Genomic DNA, 17,397 nt, shown 5'->3' on the forward strand with positions numbered 1-17,397 from the left:
CCCTCAATTATGGGGCTTTTTAACGACCTGAGGTTTGGGTCCCGAAGTAGTAGTTGACATTAGCGGAGCACTAAAATGATCCAAGAACAGACTATGCTGAACGTCGCCGACAACTCCGGTGCACGTCGCGTAATGTGTATCAAGGTTCTGGGTGGCTCGCACCGTCGCTACGCAGGCGTCGGCGATATCATCAAAGTGACCATCAAGGAAGCAATTCCGCGTGGCAAGGTGAAAAAAGGTGATGTCCTGAAAGCGGTAGTGGTGCGCACCAGGAAGGGTGTTCGTCGCCCGGACGGTTCTGTCATTCGCTTCGATGGTAATGCATGCGTTATTCTGAACAATAACAGCGAGCAGCCTATCGGAACGCGTATTTTTGGGCCGGTAACTCGTGAACTTCGTACTGAAAAGTTCATGAAAATTATCTCTCTGGCACCAGAAGTACTCTAAGGAGCGAACAATGGCAGCGAAAATCCGTCGTAACGACGAAGTTATCGTGCTTACCGGTAAAGACAAAGGTAAACGCGGTAAAGTAAAGAATGTCCTGACTTCTGGTAAGGTCATCGTTGAAGGTATCAACCTGGTTAAGAAACACCAGAAGCCGGTTCCGGCTCTGAACCAACCAGGCGGCATCGTTGAAAAAGAAGCTGCTATTCAGGTTTCTAACGTTGCAATCTTCAATGCGGCAACCGGCAAGGCTGACCGTGTAGGCTTTAGATTCGAAGACGGTAAAAAAGTCCGTTTCTTCAAGTCTAACAGCGAAACTATCAAGTAATTTGGAGTAGTACGATGGCGAAACTGCATGATTACTACAAAGACGAAGTAGTCCAGAAACTCATGACAGAGTTTGGCTACAATTCTGTCATGCAAGTCCCTCGGGTCGAGAAGATCACCCTGAACATGGGTGTTGGTGAAGCGATCGCTGACAAGAAACTGCTGGATAACGCAGCAGCTGACCTGGCAGCAATCTCCGGTCAAAAACCGCTGATCACCAAAGCACGCAAATCAGTTGCAGGCTTCAAAATCCGTCAGGGCTATCCGATCGGCTGTAAAGTAACTCTGCGTGGCGAGCGCATGTGGGAGTTCTTTGAGCGTCTGATCACTATTGCTGTACCGCGTATCCGTGACTTCCGTGGTCTGTCCGCGAAGTCTTTCGACGGTCGTGGTAACTACAGCATGGGCGTTCGTGAGCAGATCATCTTCCCAGAAATCGACTACGACAAAGTCGATCGCGTTCGTGGTTTGGATATCACCATTACCACTACTGCGAAATCTGATGATGAAGGCCGTGCTCTGCTGGCTGCCTTTGACTTCCCGTTCCGCAAGTAAGGTAGGGTTACTTAATGGCTAAGCAATCTATGAAAGCACGCGAAGTTAAGCGTGTGAAATTAGCAGACAAGTTCTTCGCAAAACGCGCTGAACTGAAAGCGATCATTTCTGATGTGAACGCATCCGACGAAGACCGTTGGAACGCCGTTCTCAAGCTGCAGAGTCTGCCGCGTGATTCCAGCCCTTCACGTCAGCGTAACCGCTGCCGTCAGACAGGTCGTCCGCACGGTTTCCTGCGGAAGTTTGGGTTGAGCCGTATCAAGGTCCGTGAAGCCGCAATGCGCGGTGAAATCCCGGGTCTGAAAAAGGCTAGCTGGTAATTGTCACCATTTGAATCACGGGAGTAACACAGATGAGCATGCAAGATCCGATCGCGGATATGCTGACCCGTATCCGTAACGGTCAGGCCGCGAACAAAGTTGCGGTCTCTATGCCTTCCTCCAAGCTGAAAGTGGCAATTGCCAACGTGCTGAAGGAAGAAGGCTATATTCAAGATTTTAAAATCGAAGGCGACATCAAGCCGGAACTGGAACTGACTCTTAAGTACTTCCAGGGTAAAGCTGTTGTAGAAAGCATTCAGCGTGTTAGCCGTCCAGGTCTGCGCATCTATAAGAAAAAAGATGAGCTGCCAAAAGTTATGGCCGGTCTGGGCATTGCTGTAATTTCTACCTCTAAAGGTGTCATGACTGATCGTGCAGCGCGCCAGGCTGGTCTTGGTGGCGAAATTATCTGCTACGTAGCGTAATCGGAGGATAAAATGTCTCGTGTTGCAAAAGCACCTGTCGTTGTTCCTGCCGGCGTAGAGGTAAAACTCAACGGTCAGGAAGTTTCGATCAAAGGCAAAAACGGCGAGCTGACTCGTACTATCAACAGTGCTGTAGAAGTTAAGCATGCAGACAACGCCCTGACTTTCGCTCCACGCGAAGGTTATGCGGATGGTTGGGCACAGGCAGGTACTGCCCGTGCGCTGCTGAACGGCATGGTTATCGGTGTTACCGAAGGCTTCACCAAGAAGCTGCAACTGGTTGGTGTTGGTTATCGTGCAGCTGTTAAAGGCAACTCTGTGAGTCTGGCCCTGGGCTTCTCTCACCCGGTTGACCATGCACTGCCGGCCGGCATCACTGCTGAATGTCCAACTCAGACTGAGATCGTGCTGAAAGGCGCTGATAAACAGCTGATTGGTCAGGTTGCAGCTGATCTGCGCGCCTACCGTCGTCCTGAGCCTTACAAAGGCAAGGGTGTTCGTTACGCCGACGAAGTCGTGCGTACCAAAGAGGCTAAGAAGAAGTAAGGTAACACTATGGATAAGAAATCTGCTCGTATCCGTCGTGCGACCCGTGCACGTCGCAAGCTCAAAGAGCTGGGTGCTACTCGCCTGGTGGTACATCGTACCCCGCGTCACATTTACGCACAGGTAATCGCCCCGAACGGTTCCGAAGTTCTGGTTGCTGCTTCTACTGTAGAAAAAGCTATCGCTGAACAACTGAAGTATACCGGTAACAAAGACGCCGCTGCAGCTGTAGGTAAAGCTCTGGCTGAGCGCGCTATCGAAAAAGGCATCAAAGATGTTTCTTTCGACCGTTCCGGTTTCCAATATCATGGTCGCGTCCAGGCACTTGCAGATGCTGCTCGTGAAGCTGGCCTTCAGTTCTAAGGTAGAGGTCTAAGATGGCACACATCGAGAAACAAGCTGGCGACCTGCAGGAAAAACTGATCGCGGTAAACCGTGTCTCTAAAACTGTGAAAGGTGGTCGTATTTTCTCCTTCACCGCTCTGACTGTAGTGGGTGATGGTAACGGCCGCGTTGGTTTTGGTTACGGTAAAGCGCGTGAAGTTCCAGCAGCGATCCAGAAAGCGATGGAAAAAGCTCGTCGCAATATGGTTAATGTCGCGCTGACTCACGGCACCCTGCAGCACCCGGTTAAAGGTGCGCACACGGGTTCTCGTGTGTTCATGCAGCCGGCTTCTGAAGGTACCGGTATCATCGCCGGCGGTGCAATGCGCGCCGTTCTGGAAGTCGCTGGAGTTCATAACGTTCTGGCTAAAGCCTATGGTTCCACCAACCCGATCAACGTGGTTCGTGCAACTATCGACGGCCTGGGCAATATGAAGTCTCCGGATATGGTTGCTGCCAAGCGTGGTAAATCCGTTGAAGAAATTCTGGGGTAATCACGATGGCTAAGACAATCAAAATTACACAAACCCGTAGCTCAATCGGCCGCCTGCCTAAGCACAAAGCCACTCTGGTTGGTCTGGGTCTGCGTCGTATTGGTCACACCGTTGAGCGTGAAGACACGCCAGCTGTACGCGGTATGATCAACGCGATTTCTTACATGCTGAAAGTGGAGGAGTAAGAGATGCGTTTAAACACTCTGTCTCCGGCCGAAGGGTCTAAACACGCTTCCAAGCGTCTGGGCCGTGGTATCGGTTCTGGCCTCGGTAAAACCGGCGGTCGTGGTCACAAAGGTCAGAAGTCTCGTTCTGGCGGTGGCGTACGTCGTGGTTTCGAGGGTGGTCAGATGCCTCTGTACCGTCGTCTGCCGAAGTTCGGCTTCACCTCGCGCAAATCATTCGTGACTGCAGAAGTGCGTCTGTCTGATCTGGCGAAAGTGGAAGGCGGTATCGTCGACCTGAACACGCTGAAAGCAGCTAACATCATCGGTGTACAGATTGAGTTCGCGAAAGTGATCCTGTCTGGTGAAGTATCTGCACCTGTTACGATTCGTGGTCTGCGTGTCACCAAAGGTGCTCGTGCTGCAATCGAAGCTGCTGGCGGTAAAATCGAGGAATAAGTAGCAGATGGCAAAGCAACCGGGATTAGATTTTCAAAGTGCCAAAGGTGGCTTTGGTGAACTGAAGCGCAGACTGTTGTTTGTAATCGGTGCACTGATTGTCTTCCGTATTGGCTCTTTTATTCCAATCCCCGGTATCGATGCCACTGTACTTGCCAAACTGCTTGAGCAACAGCGTGGCACCATCATTGAAATGTTTAACATGTTCTCTGGTGGTGCTCTCAGTCGTGCCTCAATCTTCGCGCTGGGTATTATGCCGTATATTTCGGCCTCTATTATTATCCAGCTGCTGACGGTGGTTCATCCCGCGTTGGCCGAGATTAAGAAAGAGGGTGAAGCTGGTCGTCGTAAGATCAGCCAGTACACTCGCTACGGCACACTGGTTCTGGCTATATTCCAGTCGATCGGTATTGCTACCGGTCTGCCGAATATGCCTGGAATGCAGGGCCTGGTATTAAATCCAGGCTTTGCTTTCTACTTTACCGCTGTTGTAAGTCTGGTCACCGGAACCATGTTCCTGATGTGGCTGGGCGAACAGATTACTGAACGAGGTATCGGTAACGGTATTTCAATCATTATCTTCGCGGGTATTGTTGCGGGTTTACCGCCGGCCATTGGCCATACCATCGAGCAAGCGCGGCAAGGCGACCTGCACTTCCTTCTATTGCTGTTGGTTGCAGTTCTTGTATTTGCAGTGACGTTCTTTGTTATTTTCGTTGAGCGTGGCCAGCGCCGCATTGTGGTCAACTACGCTAAACGTCAGCAAGGTCGTCGTGTATATGCTGCACAGAGCACACATTTACCGTTGAAAGTGAATATGGCGGGCGTAATCCCAGCCATCTTTGCTTCCAGCATTATCCTGTTCCCGGCGACGATAGCATCCTGGTTCGGGGGCGGTACCGGTTGGAACTGGCTGACAACAATTTCGCTGTATTTGCAGCCAGGACAGCCGCTTTATGTGCTACTCTATGCGACTGCAATCATCTTCTTCTGTTTCTTCTACACGGCGTTGGTTTTCAACCCGCGTGAAACAGCAGATAACCTGAAGAAGTCTGGTGCATTCGTACCGGGAATTCGTCCGGGAGAGCAAACGGCGAAGTACATCGATAAAGTAATGACACGTCTGACCTTAATCGGCGCACTGTATATTACTTTTATCTGCCTGATCCCGGAGTTCATGCGTGATGCCATGAAGGTTCCCTTCTACTTTGGCGGCACCTCGCTGCTGATTGTAGTGGTTGTCATCATGGACTTTATGGCTCAAGTGCAAACTCTGATGATGTCCAGTCAGTACGAGTCTGCATTGAAGAAAGCTAACCTGAAAGGCTATGGCCGTTAATTCAGTAGCTTGAGAAGTTACGGAGAGTAAAAATGAAAGTTCGTGCTTCCGTCAAGAAATTATGTCGTAACTGCAAAATCATTCGTCGCGACGGTGTCGTACGTGTGATCTGCAGCTCCGAGCCTAAGCATAAACAGCGCCAGGGCTGATTAAGTCACATATTTTTCTTGCAAAGTCGGGTTGAGCTGGCTAGATTAGCCAGCCAATCTTTTGTATGTCGATGCGTTTCCATTTGAGTATCCTGAAAACGGGCTTTTCAGCATGGTACGCATTTATTTAATTATAGGAGTGCATAGTGGCCCGTATAGCAGGCATTAACATTCCTGATCAAAAACATACCGTTATCGCATTAACTTCGATCTTCGGTATCGGCAAAACCCGTTCTAAAGCCATCTGTGCTGAAACGGGCATCGCTGAAAATGTTAAGATCAGTGAGCTGTCTGAAGAACAAATTGATCAACTGCGTGAAGCAGTTGGTAAATTCGTTGTTGAAGGTGATCTGCGCCGTGAAATCACCCTGAGCATCAAGCGTCTGATGGACCTTGGTTGCTACCGTGGTTTACGCCATCGTCGTGGTCTGCCGGTGCGCGGTCAGCGTACTAAGACCAACGCACGTACCCGTAAGGGTCCGCGTAAACCGATCAAGAAATAATCGGGGTGAGTAAATAATGGCAAAGGCACCAGTTCGTGCACGTAAGCGTGTAAGAAAACAAGTCTCAGATGGCGTGGCTCATGTCCATGCGTCTTTTAACAACACCATCGTTACTATTACTGATCGTCAGGGTAACGCACTGGGTTGGGCAACCGCCGGTGGTTCCGGTTTCCGCGGTTCACGTAAATCTACTCCGTTTGCTGCTCAGGTCGCTGCAGAGCGCTGTGCAGAAGCCGTGAAAGATTACGGTATTAAGAACCTGGAAGTTATGGTTAAGGGTCCGGGTCCAGGCCGCGAATCTACTATTCGTGCTCTGAACGCCGCTGGTTTCCGCATCACTAATATTACTGATGTGACTCCGATCCCTCACAACGGTTGTCGTCCGCCGAAAAAACGTCGCGTTTAACGTTCCGTTTTTTAGGTTAGTTGGAGAAAGAAAATGGCAAGATATTTGGGTCCTAAGCTCAAGCTGAGCCGTCGTGAGGGCACCGACTTATTCCTTAAGTCTGGCGTTCGCGCGATTGATTCCAAGTGCAAAATTGAACAAGCCCCTGGTCAGCATGGTGCGCGTAAACCGCGTCTGTCTGATTACGGCGGCCAGTTACGTGAAAAGCAAAAAGTTCGTCGTATCTACGGCGTGCTGGAGCGTCAGTTCCGTAACTACTATAAAGAAGCAGCGCGTCTGAAAGGCAACACCGGTGAAAACCTGTTAGCTCTGCTGGAAGGTCGTCTGGATAACGTAGTTTACCGTATGGGCTTTGGTGCCACTCGTGCAGAAGCACGTCAGCTGGTTAGCCACAAATCTGTAATGGTAAACGGTCGCGTTGTTAACATCGCTTCTTATCAGGTATCTCCGAATGATGTCGTAAGCATCCGTGAGAAAGCCAAAAAGCAATCTCGCGTGAAGGCCGCTCTGGAGCTGGCTGAGCAGCGTGAAAAGCCAACCTGGCTGGAAGTTGATGCGACTAAGATGGAAGGTGTGTTCAAGCGTATTCCTGAGCGTACCGATCTGTCTGCGGACATTAACGAACACCTGATCGTCGAGCTTTACTCTAAGTAAAGCTTAGTACCAAAGAGAGGACACAATGCAGGGTTCTGTGACAGAGTTTCTAAAACCGCGCCTGGTAGATATCGAGCAAGTGAGTTCGACGCACGCCAAGGTGACCCTTGAGCCGTTAGAGCGTGGCTTCGGCCATACTCTTGGTAACGCACTGCGCCGTATTCTGCTTTCTTCCATGCCGGGTTGCGCGGTGACCGAGGTTGAGATTGATGGCGTGCTGCACGAGTACTCCACCAAAGAGGGCGTACAGGAAGATATCCTGGAAATCCTGCTCAATCTGAAAGGGCTGGCGGTAAGAGTTCAGGGTAAAGATGAAGTCATCCTCACTCTGAATAAATCTGGCATTGGCCCTGTGACTGCAGCCGACATTACCCACGACGGTGATGTCGAAATCGTCAAGCCGCAGCATGTGATCTGCCATCTGACCGATGAGAACGCGTCTATTAGCATGCGTATCAAAGTTCAGCGTGGTCGTGGTTATGTGCCGGCTTCTGCCCGAATTCATTCGGAAGAAGATGAGCGCCCAATCGGCCGTCTGTTGGTTGACGCTTGCTACAGCCCTGTAGACCGTATCGCCTACAATGTTGAAGCAGCGCGTGTAGAACAGCGCACCGACCTGGACAAGCTGGTCATCGAAATGGAAACCAACGGCACAATCGATCCTGAAGAGGCGATTCGTCGTGCGGCTACCATCCTGGCAGAACAACTGGAAGCTTTCGTTGACTTACGTGATGTACGTCAGCCGGAAGTCAAAGAAGAGAAACCAGAATTCGATCCGATCCTGCTGCGCCCTGTTGACGATCTGGAATTGACTGTCCGCTCTGCTAACTGCCTCAAGGCAGAAGCTATCCACTACATCGGTGATCTGGTACAGCGTACCGAGGTTGAGCTGCTTAAAACGCCTAACCTGGGTAAAAAATCTCTTACCGAGATTAAAGACGTGCTCGCATCACGTGGTCTGTCTCTGGGCATGCGCCTGGAAAACTGGCCACCGGCAAGCATTGCTGATGAATAACCGGATCGCAGGTTAAGGTTTCACTGAGAAGGATAAGGTCATGCGCCATCGTAAGAGTGGTCGTCAACTGAACCGCAACAGCAGCCATCGTCAGGCTATGTTCCGCAACATGGCTGGTTCTCTGGTTCGTCATGAGATCATTAAGACGACTCTGCCGAAAGCCAAAGAGCTGCGTCGCGTAGTTGAGCCGCTGATTACTCTTGCCAAGACCGACAGCGTAGCTAATCGTCGTCTGGCATTCGCCCGTACTCGTGATAACGAGATCGTGGCAAAACTGTTTAACGAGCTGGGCCCGCGTTTCGCGAGCCGTGCCGGTGGTTACACTCGCATTCTGAAGTGTGGCTTCCGTGCTGGTGACAACGCTCCGATGGCATACATCGAGCTGGTTGATCGTCCAGAAGCTCAAGCAGAAGCTGCTGCAGAGTAATTTGCAGTAACGTAAAAAACCCGCTTCGGCGGGTTTTTTATTGCCTGTCATTTCTTCCCATTTCCCCTCCATTCGCTATGCTGTTGGCAGACATGCCTGCAGGAGGTTTCTATGTGGCTTATCGATCAGCTGGCTGAGCAACACATCCGCGCCGCTCAGGAAAAGGGCGAGCTGAGCAATCTGCCTGGTGAAGGTGCGCCGCTCACGCTGGACGATGACAGTGGTGTGCCGGCGGAATTGCGCAGTGCCTGGCGACTGCTGAAAAACGCCGGTTATCTCCCACCGGAACTGGAGATGCGCCGCGACGCACTGGCACTGAGCGATCTGCTTCGCGAACTCGATCCTGATGACAGCGAGGCGCGCGAACTGGCCAAACGGCTGACATTGCTGGAGATGAAACTGCAGCAGGCAGGCATGAGCACCGATTTTCTGCGCGGTGAATACCGCCCGGCGATCGGTCAGCGGCTACAGCAGGAGAAATAGTATGTATCGCATTGGCCAGCTGGCAAAACTGGCGGACGTGACGCCGGACACCATTCGCTTTTATGAAAAGCAGCAGATGATGGATCATGAGGTACGCACCGAGGGTGGCTTCCGCCTGTACAGCGATAACGATCTGCAGCGCCTGCGTTTTATCCGTTACGGCCGGCAGCTTGGTTTCAGCCTGGAATCGATCCGCGACCTGCTGTCGATCCGCATCGATCCAGAGCATCACACCTGTGAAGAGTCAAAAGCGATCGTGGCGAAACGGCTGGATGAGGTGAACAGTATGATTGGCGAGCTGCAAACCATTCAGCGATCACTGCAACGGCTGGCGGAAACCTGTTGTGGCGACCGCCATAGTAGCGCCTGTTGTTCAATCCTCGAGGCACTGGAAACCGGTGAAGATCCGCATCCTGAAATTTGTTGTAGCAAGGATTGAATTCTGGCGCGCAGGGACTATAGTTGCGCCATCACTAACCGGAGGACGATATGAGTCACTATCAGCATCGAAAAGGCAAAATTAACGATAACGCCCTGGAAGCCCTGTTACACGATCCGCTGTATCGCCAGCGAGTTGAGCGCAATCAGAAGGGGAAAGGCAGCTACCGGCGTAAAGATAAACACGCGAAGGGAGCGAATCAGGAGGCCAGCGGTAAGCAACAATGTTTACCTCTGGCCTTCTGCTTTAGTGATAAAAAAGCCGCCTGAAACTGGCGGCTTTTATTTATTACACTTTATTATTTTGTTGCTTAAGCAGGTCGCGAATCTCGGTCAGCAGCACTTCTTCATTGGTCGGTTTAGGCGCTGGTTTTTCCACTTCTTTCTTTTTATACAGTTTATTCATCACTTTGATGGCAATGAAGATAGCAAACGCCACGATGATGAAATCAAATACCGTCTGAATAAAGTTACCGTACTCCATCACCACCGCGGGGATATCGCCTTCTGCTGGCTTGAGTACCCATTTAAACTGCTTAAAGTCGACGCCGCCAATCAGTAAACCGAGCGGTGGCATAATGATGTTCGCAACCAGTGACGATACGATCTTACCGAACGCAGCACCGATGATCACACCGACCGCCAGGTCCACCACGTTGCCACGCATCGCAAAATCACGAAACTCTTTGAATAAACTCATTGTTATCTCCTTGCCTTGGACAATGGCTAAAGTCTAACAAACCTTCGTGTAATTGCCATTATAACAATGGATTAAACACCACTCTCACTGCAGCCCAATCACAACGCGTTACAGGAAGAACGGGCTCGGCTGGAACAGACGCTCAACGTCCGGCACAAACTTTTTGTCGGTGAGGAACATGATCACGTGGTCGCCTTGCTCAATACGCACATTATCATTGGCGATGATCACGTCATCACCACGCACCACCGCGCCGATAATGGTGCCCGGCGGCAGTTTAATATCTTCAATCAGGCGGCCGACCACGCGCGAAGTGGTTTCATCACCGTGGGCAATGGCCTCGATGGCTTCTGCAATACCGCGGCGCAGTGAAGAGACGCCGACAATATCGGCTTTGCGCACGTGGCCAAGCAGCGCAGAAATCGTGGCCTGCTGCGGTGAGATCGCAATATCGATCACGCTGCCCTGCACCAGATCGACATAGGCGCGACGCTGGATCAGCACCATTACCTTTTTCGCGCCCATCTTTTTGGCCAGCATCGCTGACATGATATTGGCTTCATCGTCGTTGGTGACGGCGATAAACAGATCGACCTGATCGACATGCTCTTCTGCCAGCAGTTCCTGATCCGAGGCATCGCCATAGAACACGATGGTATCCTGCAGATGTTCAGCCAGTTCAGCTGCGCGCTGCTGATTACGTTCAATCAGCTTAACGCTGTACTGCTTTTCCAGCCGCTGCGCCAGGCCAAAGCCGATATTACCGCCGCCGACCAGCATAATGCGTTTATAGGGCTTTTCGAGCCGCTGCATCTCGCTCATCACCGCACGAATATGCTGGCTGGCGGCAATAAAAAACACTTCATCGCCAGCTTCGACGATCGTCGATCCCTGCGGGCGGATCGGGCGATCCTGACGGAAAATCGCGGCTACGCGGGTATCGATATGCGGCATGTGCTCACGCAGGATCGACAGCGGATTGCCCACCAGTGGTCCGCCGTAATAGGCTTTGACCACCGCCAGGCTGACTTTGCCCTCGGCAAAATTCACCACCTGTAACGCGCCAGGGTACTGAATGAGCCGATAGATGTTGTCGATTACCAGCTGTTCAGGCGAGATCAAATGGTCGATGGGTACCGCTTCCGGCACGAACAGCTTTTCCGCATCGCGCAGATAATCGGCGGCGCGGATACGGGCAATGCGGTTTGGCGTGTTAAACAGCGAGTAAGCAATCTGACAGGCAATCATGTTGGTTTCGTCAGAACTGGTGACCGCCACCAGCATATCCGCATCTTCGGCGCCGGCTTCACGCAACACGCGCGGGTGCGAACCATGGCCCTGCACCACGCGCAGGTCAAACTTATCCTGCAGCACGCGTAAGCGTGAGGGATCGCTATCAACCACGGTGATGTCATTGTTTTCGCCCACCAGGTTTTCAGCAAGCGTGCCGCCCACCTGGCCGGCGCCGAGGATAATAATTTTCATGGATACGTTGCTCTTGTCACTGTGCGCTGCACTATTTTTTCATCAGCTTAGCGTAGAAGAAACCGTCGCCGCCATCGATGGCAGGGAAAACCTGCCAGCCGTTAAGTTGCCCCTGTGGCAGTGCCTGCGGCACCGCATCGTCATGCGTCGCGAGGAAAGCATCGATCTGCTGCTGGTTCTCCTGCGGCAGCACTGAGCAGGTGGCATAAAGCAGCGTACCGCCCGATTTCAGGCGTGGCCAAATGGCCGCCAGAATCTCACGCTGTAGCGCGGCGAGTTCGTCTATATCACAATCGCGGCGTAGCCATTTGATATCCGGATGGCGTCGAATAACGCCGGTGGCCGAGCAGGGCGCATCCAGCAGGATGCGGTCGAATTGCTGCTCGTCGCACCAGGCCGCTGGCGTGCGGCCATCGCCCTGACGCACGTCAGCCTGCATCCCCAGACGCTGCAGGTTTTCCGTCACGCGCGACAGGCGCTGCGCATCGATATCCACCGCCATCACGCGGGCTTGCGGCGCAATTTCGAGAATGTGGGTGGTTTTGCCGCCGGGCGCAGCGCACAGGTCGAGAATGGTTTCGCCGTTTTCCGGTGCCAGCAGCAGGGCACAACGCTGAGCAGAGAGATCCTGCACCGTCACCCAGCCCTGCTCAAAGCCTGGCAGCTGACTGACCGGAGCCGGTGCTTCAAGACGCAGCGCATCCGGCGCGTCAGCACTAAACGCATTTTGATTCTGCTGGGTTAATAACGCCAGCCAGGCGTCGCGGCTGTGATGCTGACGATTCACGCGCAACCACATTGGCGGTCGCTGATTGTTTGCTTCCACAATCTGCTGCCACTGCTCCGGCCACGCGGTCTGCAGCCGTTTCAGCAGCCAGCCCGGATGCCAGTAGCGCTGCGGGCCCTGATTGACCTCCGCCAGCAGTGCGTCCTGCTGACGCTGGAACTGACGCAGCACGCCGTTAAGCAAGCCTTTCAGATTTGCCCGCTTCAGTGCTTCAGCCCCGGCTACGGTTTCGGCCAGCGCGGCATGCGGCGGAACGCGGGTATACAGCAGCTGATACAGGCCCACCATGATCAGATAGTGCAGCACGCGCTGTTTGCCGGTTAACGGCCGCGCCATCAGCTTGTTAATTAACGCTTCCAGCTGCGGCAGCGTGCGCGTCACGCCAAAACACAACTCCTGCAGCAGCGCGCCATCGTTGTTTGCCAGCGTTTTTTGCGCAGCGGGCAGGATCGCGCTCAGCGATTCCCCTTTATCCACCACGCGTTCAATCAGTTGCGCGGCAAGGCTGCGCAGGTTGGTCGCTTTTTTCATATTCATTCATCAAACACAAAGCCCGGCGGAAACCGGGCTGGAGAATCAGGCCAGAACGGTGCCGGGTGTAAACCATTCACGACGCGAATTGAGCAGATCCTGCGCCGCCATGGCTTTTTTGCCGGCAGGCTGCAGTGAGAGCAGATTCAGCACGCCGTCAGCGGTAGCAATCTGGATGCCGTGTTTGTCAGCCTGCAGAATTTCTCCCGGCTGGGCGCTGCGGTGCGGTAATACGCTGGCCTGCCAGACTTTGACCGGCTGATCGTCGATAAGGAAATAACTTACCGGCCACGGATTGAAGGCGCGAATGCACCGTTCCAGCTGAACAGCAGAGAGCGACCAGTCAAGACGTGCCTCTTCTTTGCTGAGCTTTTCCGCGTAAGTTACAAGGGTCTCATCCTGCACTTCGGACTGCGCGTTGCCGGTGGCCAGCAGACTGAGCGTGGTCAGCATCCCCTGCGGGCCCAGTTGCGCCAGCTTGTCGTACAGCGATGCGCTGGTATCGTCGGCATTAATCGGGCAGGTTATTTTGTGCAACATATCGCCGGTATCCAGACCCACGTCCATCTGCATGATGGTCACACCGGTTTCGTTATCGCCGGCCCACAGTGAGCGCTGAATCGGCGCCGCACCGCGCCAGCGCGGCAGCAGCGAGCCGTGTACGTTGATGCAGCCAAGGCGCGGCATCGTCAGCACCGCCTGAGGCAGGATCAGACCATAAGCGACGACCACCATCACATCGGCCTGCAGTCCGGCAACCAGCTGCTGATTCTCTTCCGGCTTCAGGGACTTTGGCTGAAACACGGGAATATCATGCGCCTGAGCCAGCACTTTTACCGGGCCCGGCGTGAGTTTATTGCCACGTCCGGCTGGGCGGTCGGGCTGAGTAAAGACGCCAACTACCTGATGCTCAGAAGCAAGCAGCGCGTCGAGATGACGCGCTGCGAAGTCAGGAGTACCGGCAAAGATGATTTTTAACGGTGCAGACACAGTTCAACCTTCTGTTCGCTCTCAGGATGCGCGCGCATTCTGGCGGGCCAGTTTTTCCAGTTTCTGTTTAATACGCTGACGCTTCAGCGGCGACAAATAATCAATAAACAGTTTACCGTCGAGATGGTCGATCTCATGTTGAATGCAGATCGCCAGCAGACCGTCGGTTTCCAGCTCGAAGCTGTTACCGTCGCGATCCAGCGCGCGCACTTTGACCCGCTCGGCACGCGGCACAAACGCCCGCTGTTCCGGGATCGACAGGCAACCCTCTTCGATACCAGTTTCGCCGCTTTTTTCCAGCAGCTCCGGGTTAATCAGCACCAGGCGCTCTTCGCGGCTTTCAGAAACATCAATCACGATGATGCGCTGGTGAATATCCACCTGCGTCGCCGCCAGACCAATGCCTTCTTCGGCGTACATGGTCTCAAACATATCGTCAACAATACGCTGAACGTCAGCATTCACAGCCGCAACGGGTGCAGCAATTTTGCGAAGGCGATCGTCAGGGAAATGTAATACCTGCAAAACTGACATAAATATCCAGATCTGTATGCGTTAAAGAAAAGATTACTGCCTCATATTGTAGACTTTTTAGGGCCTGATTGACAGCATTGTGCCGCATCGGAGCACGGCTGACAGGGAGCGCAGCATGGAACGCAGTGAAAGGATTATCAGGCTGACTTACGTCTGGGGTTTAAGCGGTGAGCGCGCCCATCAGTTCATCATGGCGCTTCTGGCCGCCAGCCACGTTGACGACGCGTGGCTGCAGCAGCACGGGCTGGACGACACGCAGCGGCAGCAGTTTCTCGCCCTCTGTCCACGCCAGCTGGAAAAAACGCAGCGCTGGCTGCAACAGGCGCAACATCATCTGATTGCCTGCACCGATGCACATTATCCCGCCCGTTTGCGGGAAATCAGCCGCTATCCGGCTGCCCTTTATATAGCGGGTGACCTCTCTGCACTCGCGACACCGCAGCTGGCGGTGGTCGGCAGTCGTCACTGTTCGCCGTATGGCAGAGAATGGGGCAGCTGGTTTACCCAGCAGCTGGCGCTAAGCGGTTTGACCATCACCAGCGGGCTGGCGCGCGGTATTGATGGCGTGGCGCATCGTGCCGCGCTGGAAGTGCAGGGCAAAACCCTGGCCGTGCTGGGCAGCGGGCTGAATCATCTCTATCCGAAAAACCATCAGCCGCTGGCACAGGAGATCATCGCCAGCGGCGGCGCGCTGGTTTCAGAACTGCCGCTGTCGATGGCGCCCTATGCGGTAAATTTTCCGCGGCGTAATCGTATTATCAGCGGCCTGAGTCATGGCGTGCTGGTGGTTGAAGCGTCACTGAAGAGCGGCTCGCTGGTAACGGCGCGGTATGCGCTGGAACAAAACCGTAACGTGTATGCGCTGCCTGGCGCGCTGGGTAATCCTGGTTGTGAAGGCACGCACTGGCTGATTCAGCAGGGGGCGCTGCTGGTGGCGCATCCCAACAATATCCTTGAGGATTTGCGTTCTGCCCTGCAATGGTTGCCGGCCAGCATCTCAGAAACAATATATTCACAACTCAGTGATGATGTGCCATTGCCATTTCCCAGCGTGTTGGCTAACGTAGGTGATGAGGTTACACCTGTTGACGTCGTCGCTGAACGTGCCGGCCAACCTGTGCCAGTTATCGCAGCGCAATTGCTGGAGCTGGAGTTAGCAGGATGGATCGCAGCTGTACCCGGCGGCTATGTCCGATTGAGGAGGGCATGCCATGTTCGACGTACTTATGTACTTGTTTGAGACGTATATCCACAACGAGGCTGAAATGCGCGTTGACCAGGATAAATTGACCGATGACTTAACCGATGCCGGTTTTCATCGCGAAGATATCTACAATGCGTTGAATTGGCTTGAGCGGTTAGCGGATTATCAGGATGGTCTGGTCGCGCCAGTGTTGCTGGCTAACGATCCGCTCTCCATGCGAATCTACACGGAAGAAGAGAGCCAGCGTTTAGATGCCGAGTGTCGTGGTTTTATTCTGTTCCTGGAGCAAATCCAGGTGCTGAATATGGAAACGCGCGAAATGGTCATCGAACGGGTTATGGCGCTTGATACGCTGGAATTCGATCTGGAAGATCTCAAATGGGTGGTGCTGATGGTGCTGTTTAACATCCCCGGCTGTGAAAATGCCTATCAGCAGATGGAAGAACTGTTATTCGACGTCAATGAAGGTATGCTGCATTAATTTGCGATTAATGCATTCGGTAATATGAGTAAACCAGCACTATTTACCGTGCGTAAACACGATCCCTGCCCCGCCTGCGGGGCAGAATTAGTGATACGTGCCGGCAAACACGGGCCTTTTCTCGGCTGTGTGAATTATCCAACCTGCGACTATATTCGCCCGCTGAAAAGCCAGGGTGATGGCCATATTGTCAAAGTGCTGGAAGGCCATGCCTGCCCGCAGTGTGGTGCGGACAAAGTGCTGCGCCAGGGGCGATTCGGCATGTTTGTCGGCTGTAGCCACTATCCGGAGTGTGATTACACGGAAACCATCGATAAGCCGGACGAAACCGCAATTGCCTGCCCGCAGTGCGCCAGCGGCAAGCTGGTGCAGCGCCGTTCACGCTATGGCAAAACCTTCCATGCCTGCGATCGATATCCCGACTGCCAGTTCGCGATCAACGCCACGCCGCTGGAAGGTGTCTGCCCCCATTGCCAGTTCCCGTTATTAATAGAAAAGAAAACCGCACAGGGCATGAAGCGCTTCTGCGCCAGCAAACGCTGCGGCAAGCCCATCGCCCAGGATGAAGAGTGATCATGAACCAGAGCCAGCATGCACCCGGAAGCCTCGACTTCTGCATCGAACAACTTCAGCAACAGCAAGTGATTGCTTACCCTACCGAAGCCGTATTCGGCCTTGGCTGCGATCCGGACAGCGAAAGCGCGGTGATGGCCCTGCTGGAGCTGAAACAGCGCCCGGTAGAAAAGGGGCTGATCCTGATCGCCGCTGATTATGCGCAGCTCGAGCCTTATATTGCCGATCGCGAACTCACCGTGCTGCAGCGCGAACGTATGTTTGCCAGCTGGCCGGGTCCGGTCACCTATGTGGTGCCTGCTTCGCCGCATACGCCGCGCTGGTTAACCGGCCGCTTTGATTCGCTGGCGATTCGCGTCAGCGATCATCCGCAGGTTCAGGCGCTGTGTCGCGGATTTGGCAAGCCGCTGGTCTCAACCAGCGCGAATTTAACCGGTCAGCCGCCGTGCCGCAGCGCCGCCGAAGTGGCAGAGCAGTTTGGCTCGCAGTTCCCGGTGTTGCAGGCGGCCACCGGCGGTCGCCTGAATCCTTCTGAAATCCGCGATGCTATTAGCGGTGAACTCATTCGTCAGGGCTGATT

General features: G+C 53.5%; 29 protein-coding genes. 24 read left to right on the forward strand and 5 right to left on the reverse strand.

Annotated elements, in window-relative coordinates; all coding sequences use genetic code 11:
• The first annotated feature begins 75 nt into the window (after window positions 1-75).
• The 20 genes from rplN (at window position 76) to K7H94_RS01600 (ending at window position 9,802) form a co-directional block, all read left to right on the forward strand.
• Window positions 76-447: a 50S ribosomal protein L14 gene (gene rplN / locus K7H94_RS01505; protein WP_006120590.1), complete on the forward strand. Its 372-nt coding sequence runs from the start codon at window positions 76-78 to the stop codon at window positions 445-447.
• Window positions 448-457: 10 nt separating this feature from the next.
• Complete coding sequence (rplX, locus tag K7H94_RS01510) at window positions 458-772, forward strand: 50S ribosomal protein L24 (RefSeq protein ID WP_021508218.1); 315 nt, start codon at window positions 458-460, stop codon at window positions 770-772.
• A 14-nt stretch (window positions 773-786) separates the two neighbouring features.
• Window positions 787-1,326 carry a 50S ribosomal protein L5 gene (gene rplE, locus K7H94_RS01515; protein ID WP_013510763.1) on the forward strand — a complete coding sequence of 180 codons (540 nt, stop codon included), beginning with the start codon at window positions 787-789 and terminating at the stop codon, window positions 1,324-1,326.
• Between the two features lie 14 nt (window positions 1,327-1,340).
• Entirely contained in the window at window positions 1,341-1,646 is a 306-nt protein-coding gene (gene rpsN, locus K7H94_RS01520) for a 30S ribosomal protein S14 (protein WP_010618564.1), read from the forward strand.
• A gap of 32 nt (window positions 1,647-1,678) precedes the next feature.
• Complete coding sequence (gene rpsH / locus K7H94_RS01525; protein WP_021508220.1) at window positions 1,679-2,071, forward strand: 30S ribosomal protein S8; 393 nt, start codon at window positions 1,679-1,681, stop codon at window positions 2,069-2,071.
• A gap of 12 nt (window positions 2,072-2,083) precedes the next feature.
• Window positions 2,084-2,617, forward strand: a complete 534-nt coding sequence (gene rplF, locus K7H94_RS01530) for a 50S ribosomal protein L6 (protein ID WP_007891676.1) — start codon at window positions 2,084-2,086, stop codon at window positions 2,615-2,617.
• A 9-nt stretch (window positions 2,618-2,626) separates the two neighbouring features.
• On the forward strand, window positions 2,627-2,980 hold the full coding sequence (gene rplR, locus K7H94_RS01535) for a 50S ribosomal protein L18 (RefSeq protein ID WP_013510760.1): 354 nt from the start codon (window positions 2,627-2,629) through the stop codon (window positions 2,978-2,980).
• A gap of 14 nt (window positions 2,981-2,994) precedes the next feature.
• Window positions 2,995-3,495 carry a 30S ribosomal protein S5 gene (gene rpsE / locus K7H94_RS01540; RefSeq protein ID WP_010618560.1) on the forward strand — a complete coding sequence of 167 codons (501 nt, stop codon included), beginning with the start codon at window positions 2,995-2,997 and terminating at the stop codon, window positions 3,493-3,495.
• 5 nt (window positions 3,496-3,500) lie between these two features.
• On the forward strand, window positions 3,501-3,680 hold the full coding sequence (gene rpmD / locus K7H94_RS01545; protein ID WP_013510758.1) for a 50S ribosomal protein L30: 180 nt from the start codon (window positions 3,501-3,503) through the stop codon (window positions 3,678-3,680).
• A 3-nt stretch (window positions 3,681-3,683) separates the two neighbouring features.
• Window positions 3,684-4,118 (forward strand): 50S ribosomal protein L15, encoded by a 435-nt coding sequence (rplO, locus tag K7H94_RS01550; RefSeq protein ID WP_021508221.1) that lies wholly within the window; start codon window positions 3,684-3,686, stop codon window positions 4,116-4,118.
• A 7-nt stretch (window positions 4,119-4,125) separates the two neighbouring features.
• A complete protein-coding gene (gene secY / locus K7H94_RS01555; RefSeq protein WP_021508222.1) occupies window positions 4,126-5,457 on the forward strand; it encodes a preprotein translocase subunit SecY in 1,332 nt (443 codons plus the stop codon).
• Window positions 5,458-5,489: 32 nt separating this feature from the next.
• Entirely contained in the window at window positions 5,490-5,606 is a 117-nt protein-coding gene (gene rpmJ, locus K7H94_RS01560; protein ID WP_071813610.1) for a 50S ribosomal protein L36, read from the forward strand.
• A gap of 146 nt (window positions 5,607-5,752) precedes the next feature.
• The gene (gene rpsM, locus K7H94_RS01565) at window positions 5,753-6,109 is read left to right on the forward strand and encodes a 30S ribosomal protein S13 (protein ID WP_021508223.1); all 357 of its coding nucleotides are present in this window, start codon (window positions 5,753-5,755) and stop codon (window positions 6,107-6,109) included.
• 16 nt (window positions 6,110-6,125) lie between these two features.
• Window positions 6,126-6,515 carry a 30S ribosomal protein S11 gene (gene rpsK, locus K7H94_RS01570; RefSeq protein ID WP_004160563.1) on the forward strand — a complete coding sequence of 130 codons (390 nt, stop codon included), beginning with the start codon at window positions 6,126-6,128 and terminating at the stop codon, window positions 6,513-6,515.
• A 33-nt stretch (window positions 6,516-6,548) separates the two neighbouring features.
• Complete coding sequence (gene rpsD / locus K7H94_RS01575; protein ID WP_010618555.1) at window positions 6,549-7,169, forward strand: 30S ribosomal protein S4; 621 nt, start codon at window positions 6,549-6,551, stop codon at window positions 7,167-7,169.
• A 25-nt stretch (window positions 7,170-7,194) separates the two neighbouring features.
• Entirely contained in the window at window positions 7,195-8,184 is a 990-nt protein-coding gene (locus tag K7H94_RS01580) for a DNA-directed RNA polymerase subunit alpha (RefSeq protein WP_007891688.1), read from the forward strand.
• A gap of 40 nt (window positions 8,185-8,224) precedes the next feature.
• Window positions 8,225-8,611 (forward strand): 50S ribosomal protein L17, encoded by a 387-nt coding sequence (rplQ, locus tag K7H94_RS01585; RefSeq protein ID WP_003850180.1) that lies wholly within the window; start codon window positions 8,225-8,227, stop codon window positions 8,609-8,611.
• 111 nt (window positions 8,612-8,722) lie between these two features.
• Window positions 8,723-9,094, forward strand: coding sequence for a DnaJ family domain-containing protein (locus K7H94_RS01590; RefSeq protein ID WP_058776568.1), 372 nt, complete (start codon window positions 8,723-8,725; stop codon window positions 9,092-9,094).
• A 1-nt stretch (window position 9,095) separates the two neighbouring features.
• Window positions 9,096-9,533: a Zn(2+)-responsive transcriptional regulator gene (zntR, locus tag K7H94_RS01595; protein WP_021508225.1), complete on the forward strand. Its 438-nt coding sequence runs from the start codon at window positions 9,096-9,098 to the stop codon at window positions 9,531-9,533.
• Between the two features lie 50 nt (window positions 9,534-9,583).
• On the forward strand, window positions 9,584-9,802 hold the full coding sequence (locus tag K7H94_RS01600; RefSeq protein WP_021508226.1) for an alternative ribosome-rescue factor A: 219 nt from the start codon (window positions 9,584-9,586) through the stop codon (window positions 9,800-9,802).
• Between the two features lie 19 nt (window positions 9,803-9,821).
• Here the strand turns inward: K7H94_RS01600 and mscL are convergent, their stop codons facing one another.
• From mscL to def, 5 genes are all read right to left on the reverse strand, one after another.
• Window positions 9,822-10,232, reverse strand: coding sequence for a large-conductance mechanosensitive channel protein MscL (gene mscL / locus K7H94_RS01605; protein ID WP_021508227.1), 411 nt, complete (start codon window positions 10,230-10,232; stop codon window positions 9,822-9,824).
• 108 nt (window positions 10,233-10,340) lie between these two features.
• Entirely contained in the window at window positions 10,341-11,717 is a 1,377-nt protein-coding gene (gene trkA / locus K7H94_RS01610; RefSeq protein ID WP_021508228.1) for a Trk system potassium transporter TrkA, read from the reverse strand.
• Window positions 11,718-11,748: 31 nt separating this feature from the next.
• Complete coding sequence (gene rsmB, locus K7H94_RS01615; RefSeq protein ID WP_104094139.1) at window positions 11,749-13,035, reverse strand: 16S rRNA (cytosine(967)-C(5))-methyltransferase RsmB; 1,287 nt, start codon at window positions 13,033-13,035, stop codon at window positions 11,749-11,751.
• 45 nt (window positions 13,036-13,080) lie between these two features.
• Entirely contained in the window at window positions 13,081-14,025 is a 945-nt protein-coding gene (gene fmt / locus K7H94_RS01620) for a methionyl-tRNA formyltransferase (RefSeq protein WP_222951548.1), read from the reverse strand.
• Window positions 14,026-14,046: 21 nt separating this feature from the next.
• Entirely contained in the window at window positions 14,047-14,559 is a 513-nt protein-coding gene (gene def, locus K7H94_RS01625; RefSeq protein ID WP_021508231.1) for a peptide deformylase, read from the reverse strand.
• Between the two features lie 115 nt (window positions 14,560-14,674).
• Here def and dprA point away from each other — a divergent pair, with 115 nt between their 5' ends.
• The 4 genes from dprA to tsaC are packed head-to-tail and all read left to right on the forward strand — an operon-like array spanning window position 14,675 to window position 17,395.
• The gene (gene dprA / locus K7H94_RS01630; protein WP_222951549.1) at window positions 14,675-15,799 is read left to right on the forward strand and encodes a DNA-protecting protein DprA; all 1,125 of its coding nucleotides are present in this window, start codon (window positions 14,675-14,677) and stop codon (window positions 15,797-15,799) included.
• Window positions 15,771-16,244 carry a DUF494 family protein Smg gene (gene smg / locus K7H94_RS01635; RefSeq protein ID WP_031279836.1) on the forward strand — a complete coding sequence of 158 codons (474 nt, stop codon included), beginning with the start codon at window positions 15,771-15,773 and terminating at the stop codon, window positions 16,242-16,244. Before dprA ends, smg begins: the two co-directional genes overlap by 29 nt.
• A gap of 24 nt (window positions 16,245-16,268) precedes the next feature.
• Window positions 16,269-16,817 carry a DNA topoisomerase family protein gene (locus K7H94_RS01640; RefSeq protein ID WP_031279837.1) on the forward strand — a complete coding sequence of 183 codons (549 nt, stop codon included), beginning with the start codon at window positions 16,269-16,271 and terminating at the stop codon, window positions 16,815-16,817.
• 2 nt (window positions 16,818-16,819) lie between these two features.
• On the forward strand, window positions 16,820-17,395 hold the full coding sequence (gene tsaC, locus K7H94_RS01645; RefSeq protein WP_104094137.1) for an L-threonylcarbamoyladenylate synthase type 1 TsaC: 576 nt from the start codon (window positions 16,820-16,822) through the stop codon (window positions 17,393-17,395).
• Window positions 17,396-17,397: the final 2 nt, after the last annotated feature.

This window comes from Pantoea dispersa (assembly GCF_019890955.1).
GTDB lineage: Bacteria > Pseudomonadota > Gammaproteobacteria > Enterobacterales > Enterobacteriaceae > Pantoea > Pantoea dispersa.

What these genes read in the sequence shown, in the direction of transcription:
- K7H94_RS01580 (WP_007891688.1), top strand. Translation starts at nt 7,195, where the DNA reads ATGCAGGGTTCTGTGACAGAGTTTCTAAAACCGCGCCTGGTAGATATC.
- rplF (WP_007891676.1), top strand. Translation starts at nt 2,084, where the DNA reads ATGTCTCGTGTTGCAAAAGCACCTGTCGTTGTTCCTGCCGGCGTAGAG.
- K7H94_RS01640 (WP_031279837.1), top strand. Translation starts at nt 16,269, where the DNA reads ATGAGTAAACCAGCACTATTTACCGTGCGTAAACACGATCCCTGCCCC.
- rpsN (WP_010618564.1), top strand. Translation starts at nt 1,341, where the DNA reads ATGGCTAAGCAATCTATGAAAGCACGCGAAGTTAAGCGTGTGAAATTA.
- rplE (WP_013510763.1), top strand. Translation starts at nt 787, where the DNA reads ATGGCGAAACTGCATGATTACTACAAAGACGAAGTAGTCCAGAAACTC.
- rplN (WP_006120590.1), top strand. Translation starts at nt 76, where the DNA reads ATGATCCAAGAACAGACTATGCTGAACGTCGCCGACAACTCCGGTGCA.
- rpmD (WP_013510758.1), top strand. Translation starts at nt 3,501, where the DNA reads ATGGCTAAGACAATCAAAATTACACAAACCCGTAGCTCAATCGGCCGC.
- smg (WP_031279836.1), top strand. Translation starts at nt 15,771, where the DNA reads ATGTTCGACGTACTTATGTACTTGTTTGAGACGTATATCCACAACGAG.
- trkA (WP_021508228.1), bottom strand. Translation starts at nt 11,717, where the DNA reads ATGAAAATTATTATCCTCGGCGCCGGCCAGGTGGGCGGCACGCTTGCT.
- rpsD (WP_010618555.1), top strand. Translation starts at nt 6,549, where the DNA reads ATGGCAAGATATTTGGGTCCTAAGCTCAAGCTGAGCCGTCGTGAGGGC.
- rpsH (WP_021508220.1), top strand. Translation starts at nt 1,679, where the DNA reads ATGAGCATGCAAGATCCGATCGCGGATATGCTGACCCGTATCCGTAAC.
- rplO (WP_021508221.1), top strand. Translation starts at nt 3,684, where the DNA reads ATGCGTTTAAACACTCTGTCTCCGGCCGAAGGGTCTAAACACGCTTCC.
- K7H94_RS01600 (WP_021508226.1), top strand. Translation starts at nt 9,584, where the DNA reads ATGAGTCACTATCAGCATCGAAAAGGCAAAATTAACGATAACGCCCTG.
- K7H94_RS01590 (WP_058776568.1), top strand. Translation starts at nt 8,723, where the DNA reads ATGTGGCTTATCGATCAGCTGGCTGAGCAACACATCCGCGCCGCTCAG.
- rpmJ (WP_071813610.1), top strand. Translation starts at nt 5,490, where the DNA reads ATGAAAGTTCGTGCTTCCGTCAAGAAATTATGTCGTAACTGCAAAATC.
- dprA (WP_222951549.1), top strand. Translation starts at nt 14,675, where the DNA reads ATGGAACGCAGTGAAAGGATTATCAGGCTGACTTACGTCTGGGGTTTA.
- def (WP_021508231.1), bottom strand. Translation starts at nt 14,559, where the DNA reads ATGTCAGTTTTGCAGGTATTACATTTCCCTGACGATCGCCTTCGCAAA.
- secY (WP_021508222.1), top strand. Translation starts at nt 4,126, where the DNA reads ATGGCAAAGCAACCGGGATTAGATTTTCAAAGTGCCAAAGGTGGCTTT.
- rpsE (WP_010618560.1), top strand. Translation starts at nt 2,995, where the DNA reads ATGGCACACATCGAGAAACAAGCTGGCGACCTGCAGGAAAAACTGATC.
- rplQ (WP_003850180.1), top strand. Translation starts at nt 8,225, where the DNA reads ATGCGCCATCGTAAGAGTGGTCGTCAACTGAACCGCAACAGCAGCCAT.
- zntR (WP_021508225.1), top strand. Translation starts at nt 9,096, where the DNA reads ATGTATCGCATTGGCCAGCTGGCAAAACTGGCGGACGTGACGCCGGAC.
- rplX (WP_021508218.1), top strand. Translation starts at nt 458, where the DNA reads ATGGCAGCGAAAATCCGTCGTAACGACGAAGTTATCGTGCTTACCGGT.
- rplR (WP_013510760.1), top strand. Translation starts at nt 2,627, where the DNA reads ATGGATAAGAAATCTGCTCGTATCCGTCGTGCGACCCGTGCACGTCGC.
- mscL (WP_021508227.1), bottom strand. Translation starts at nt 10,232, where the DNA reads ATGAGTTTATTCAAAGAGTTTCGTGATTTTGCGATGCGTGGCAACGTG.
- rpsK (WP_004160563.1), top strand. Translation starts at nt 6,126, where the DNA reads ATGGCAAAGGCACCAGTTCGTGCACGTAAGCGTGTAAGAAAACAAGTC.
- tsaC (WP_104094137.1), top strand. Translation starts at nt 16,820, where the DNA reads ATGAACCAGAGCCAGCATGCACCCGGAAGCCTCGACTTCTGCATCGAA.
- rsmB (WP_104094139.1), bottom strand. Translation starts at nt 13,035, where the DNA reads ATGAAAAAAGCGACCAACCTGCGCAGCCTTGCCGCGCAACTGATTGAA.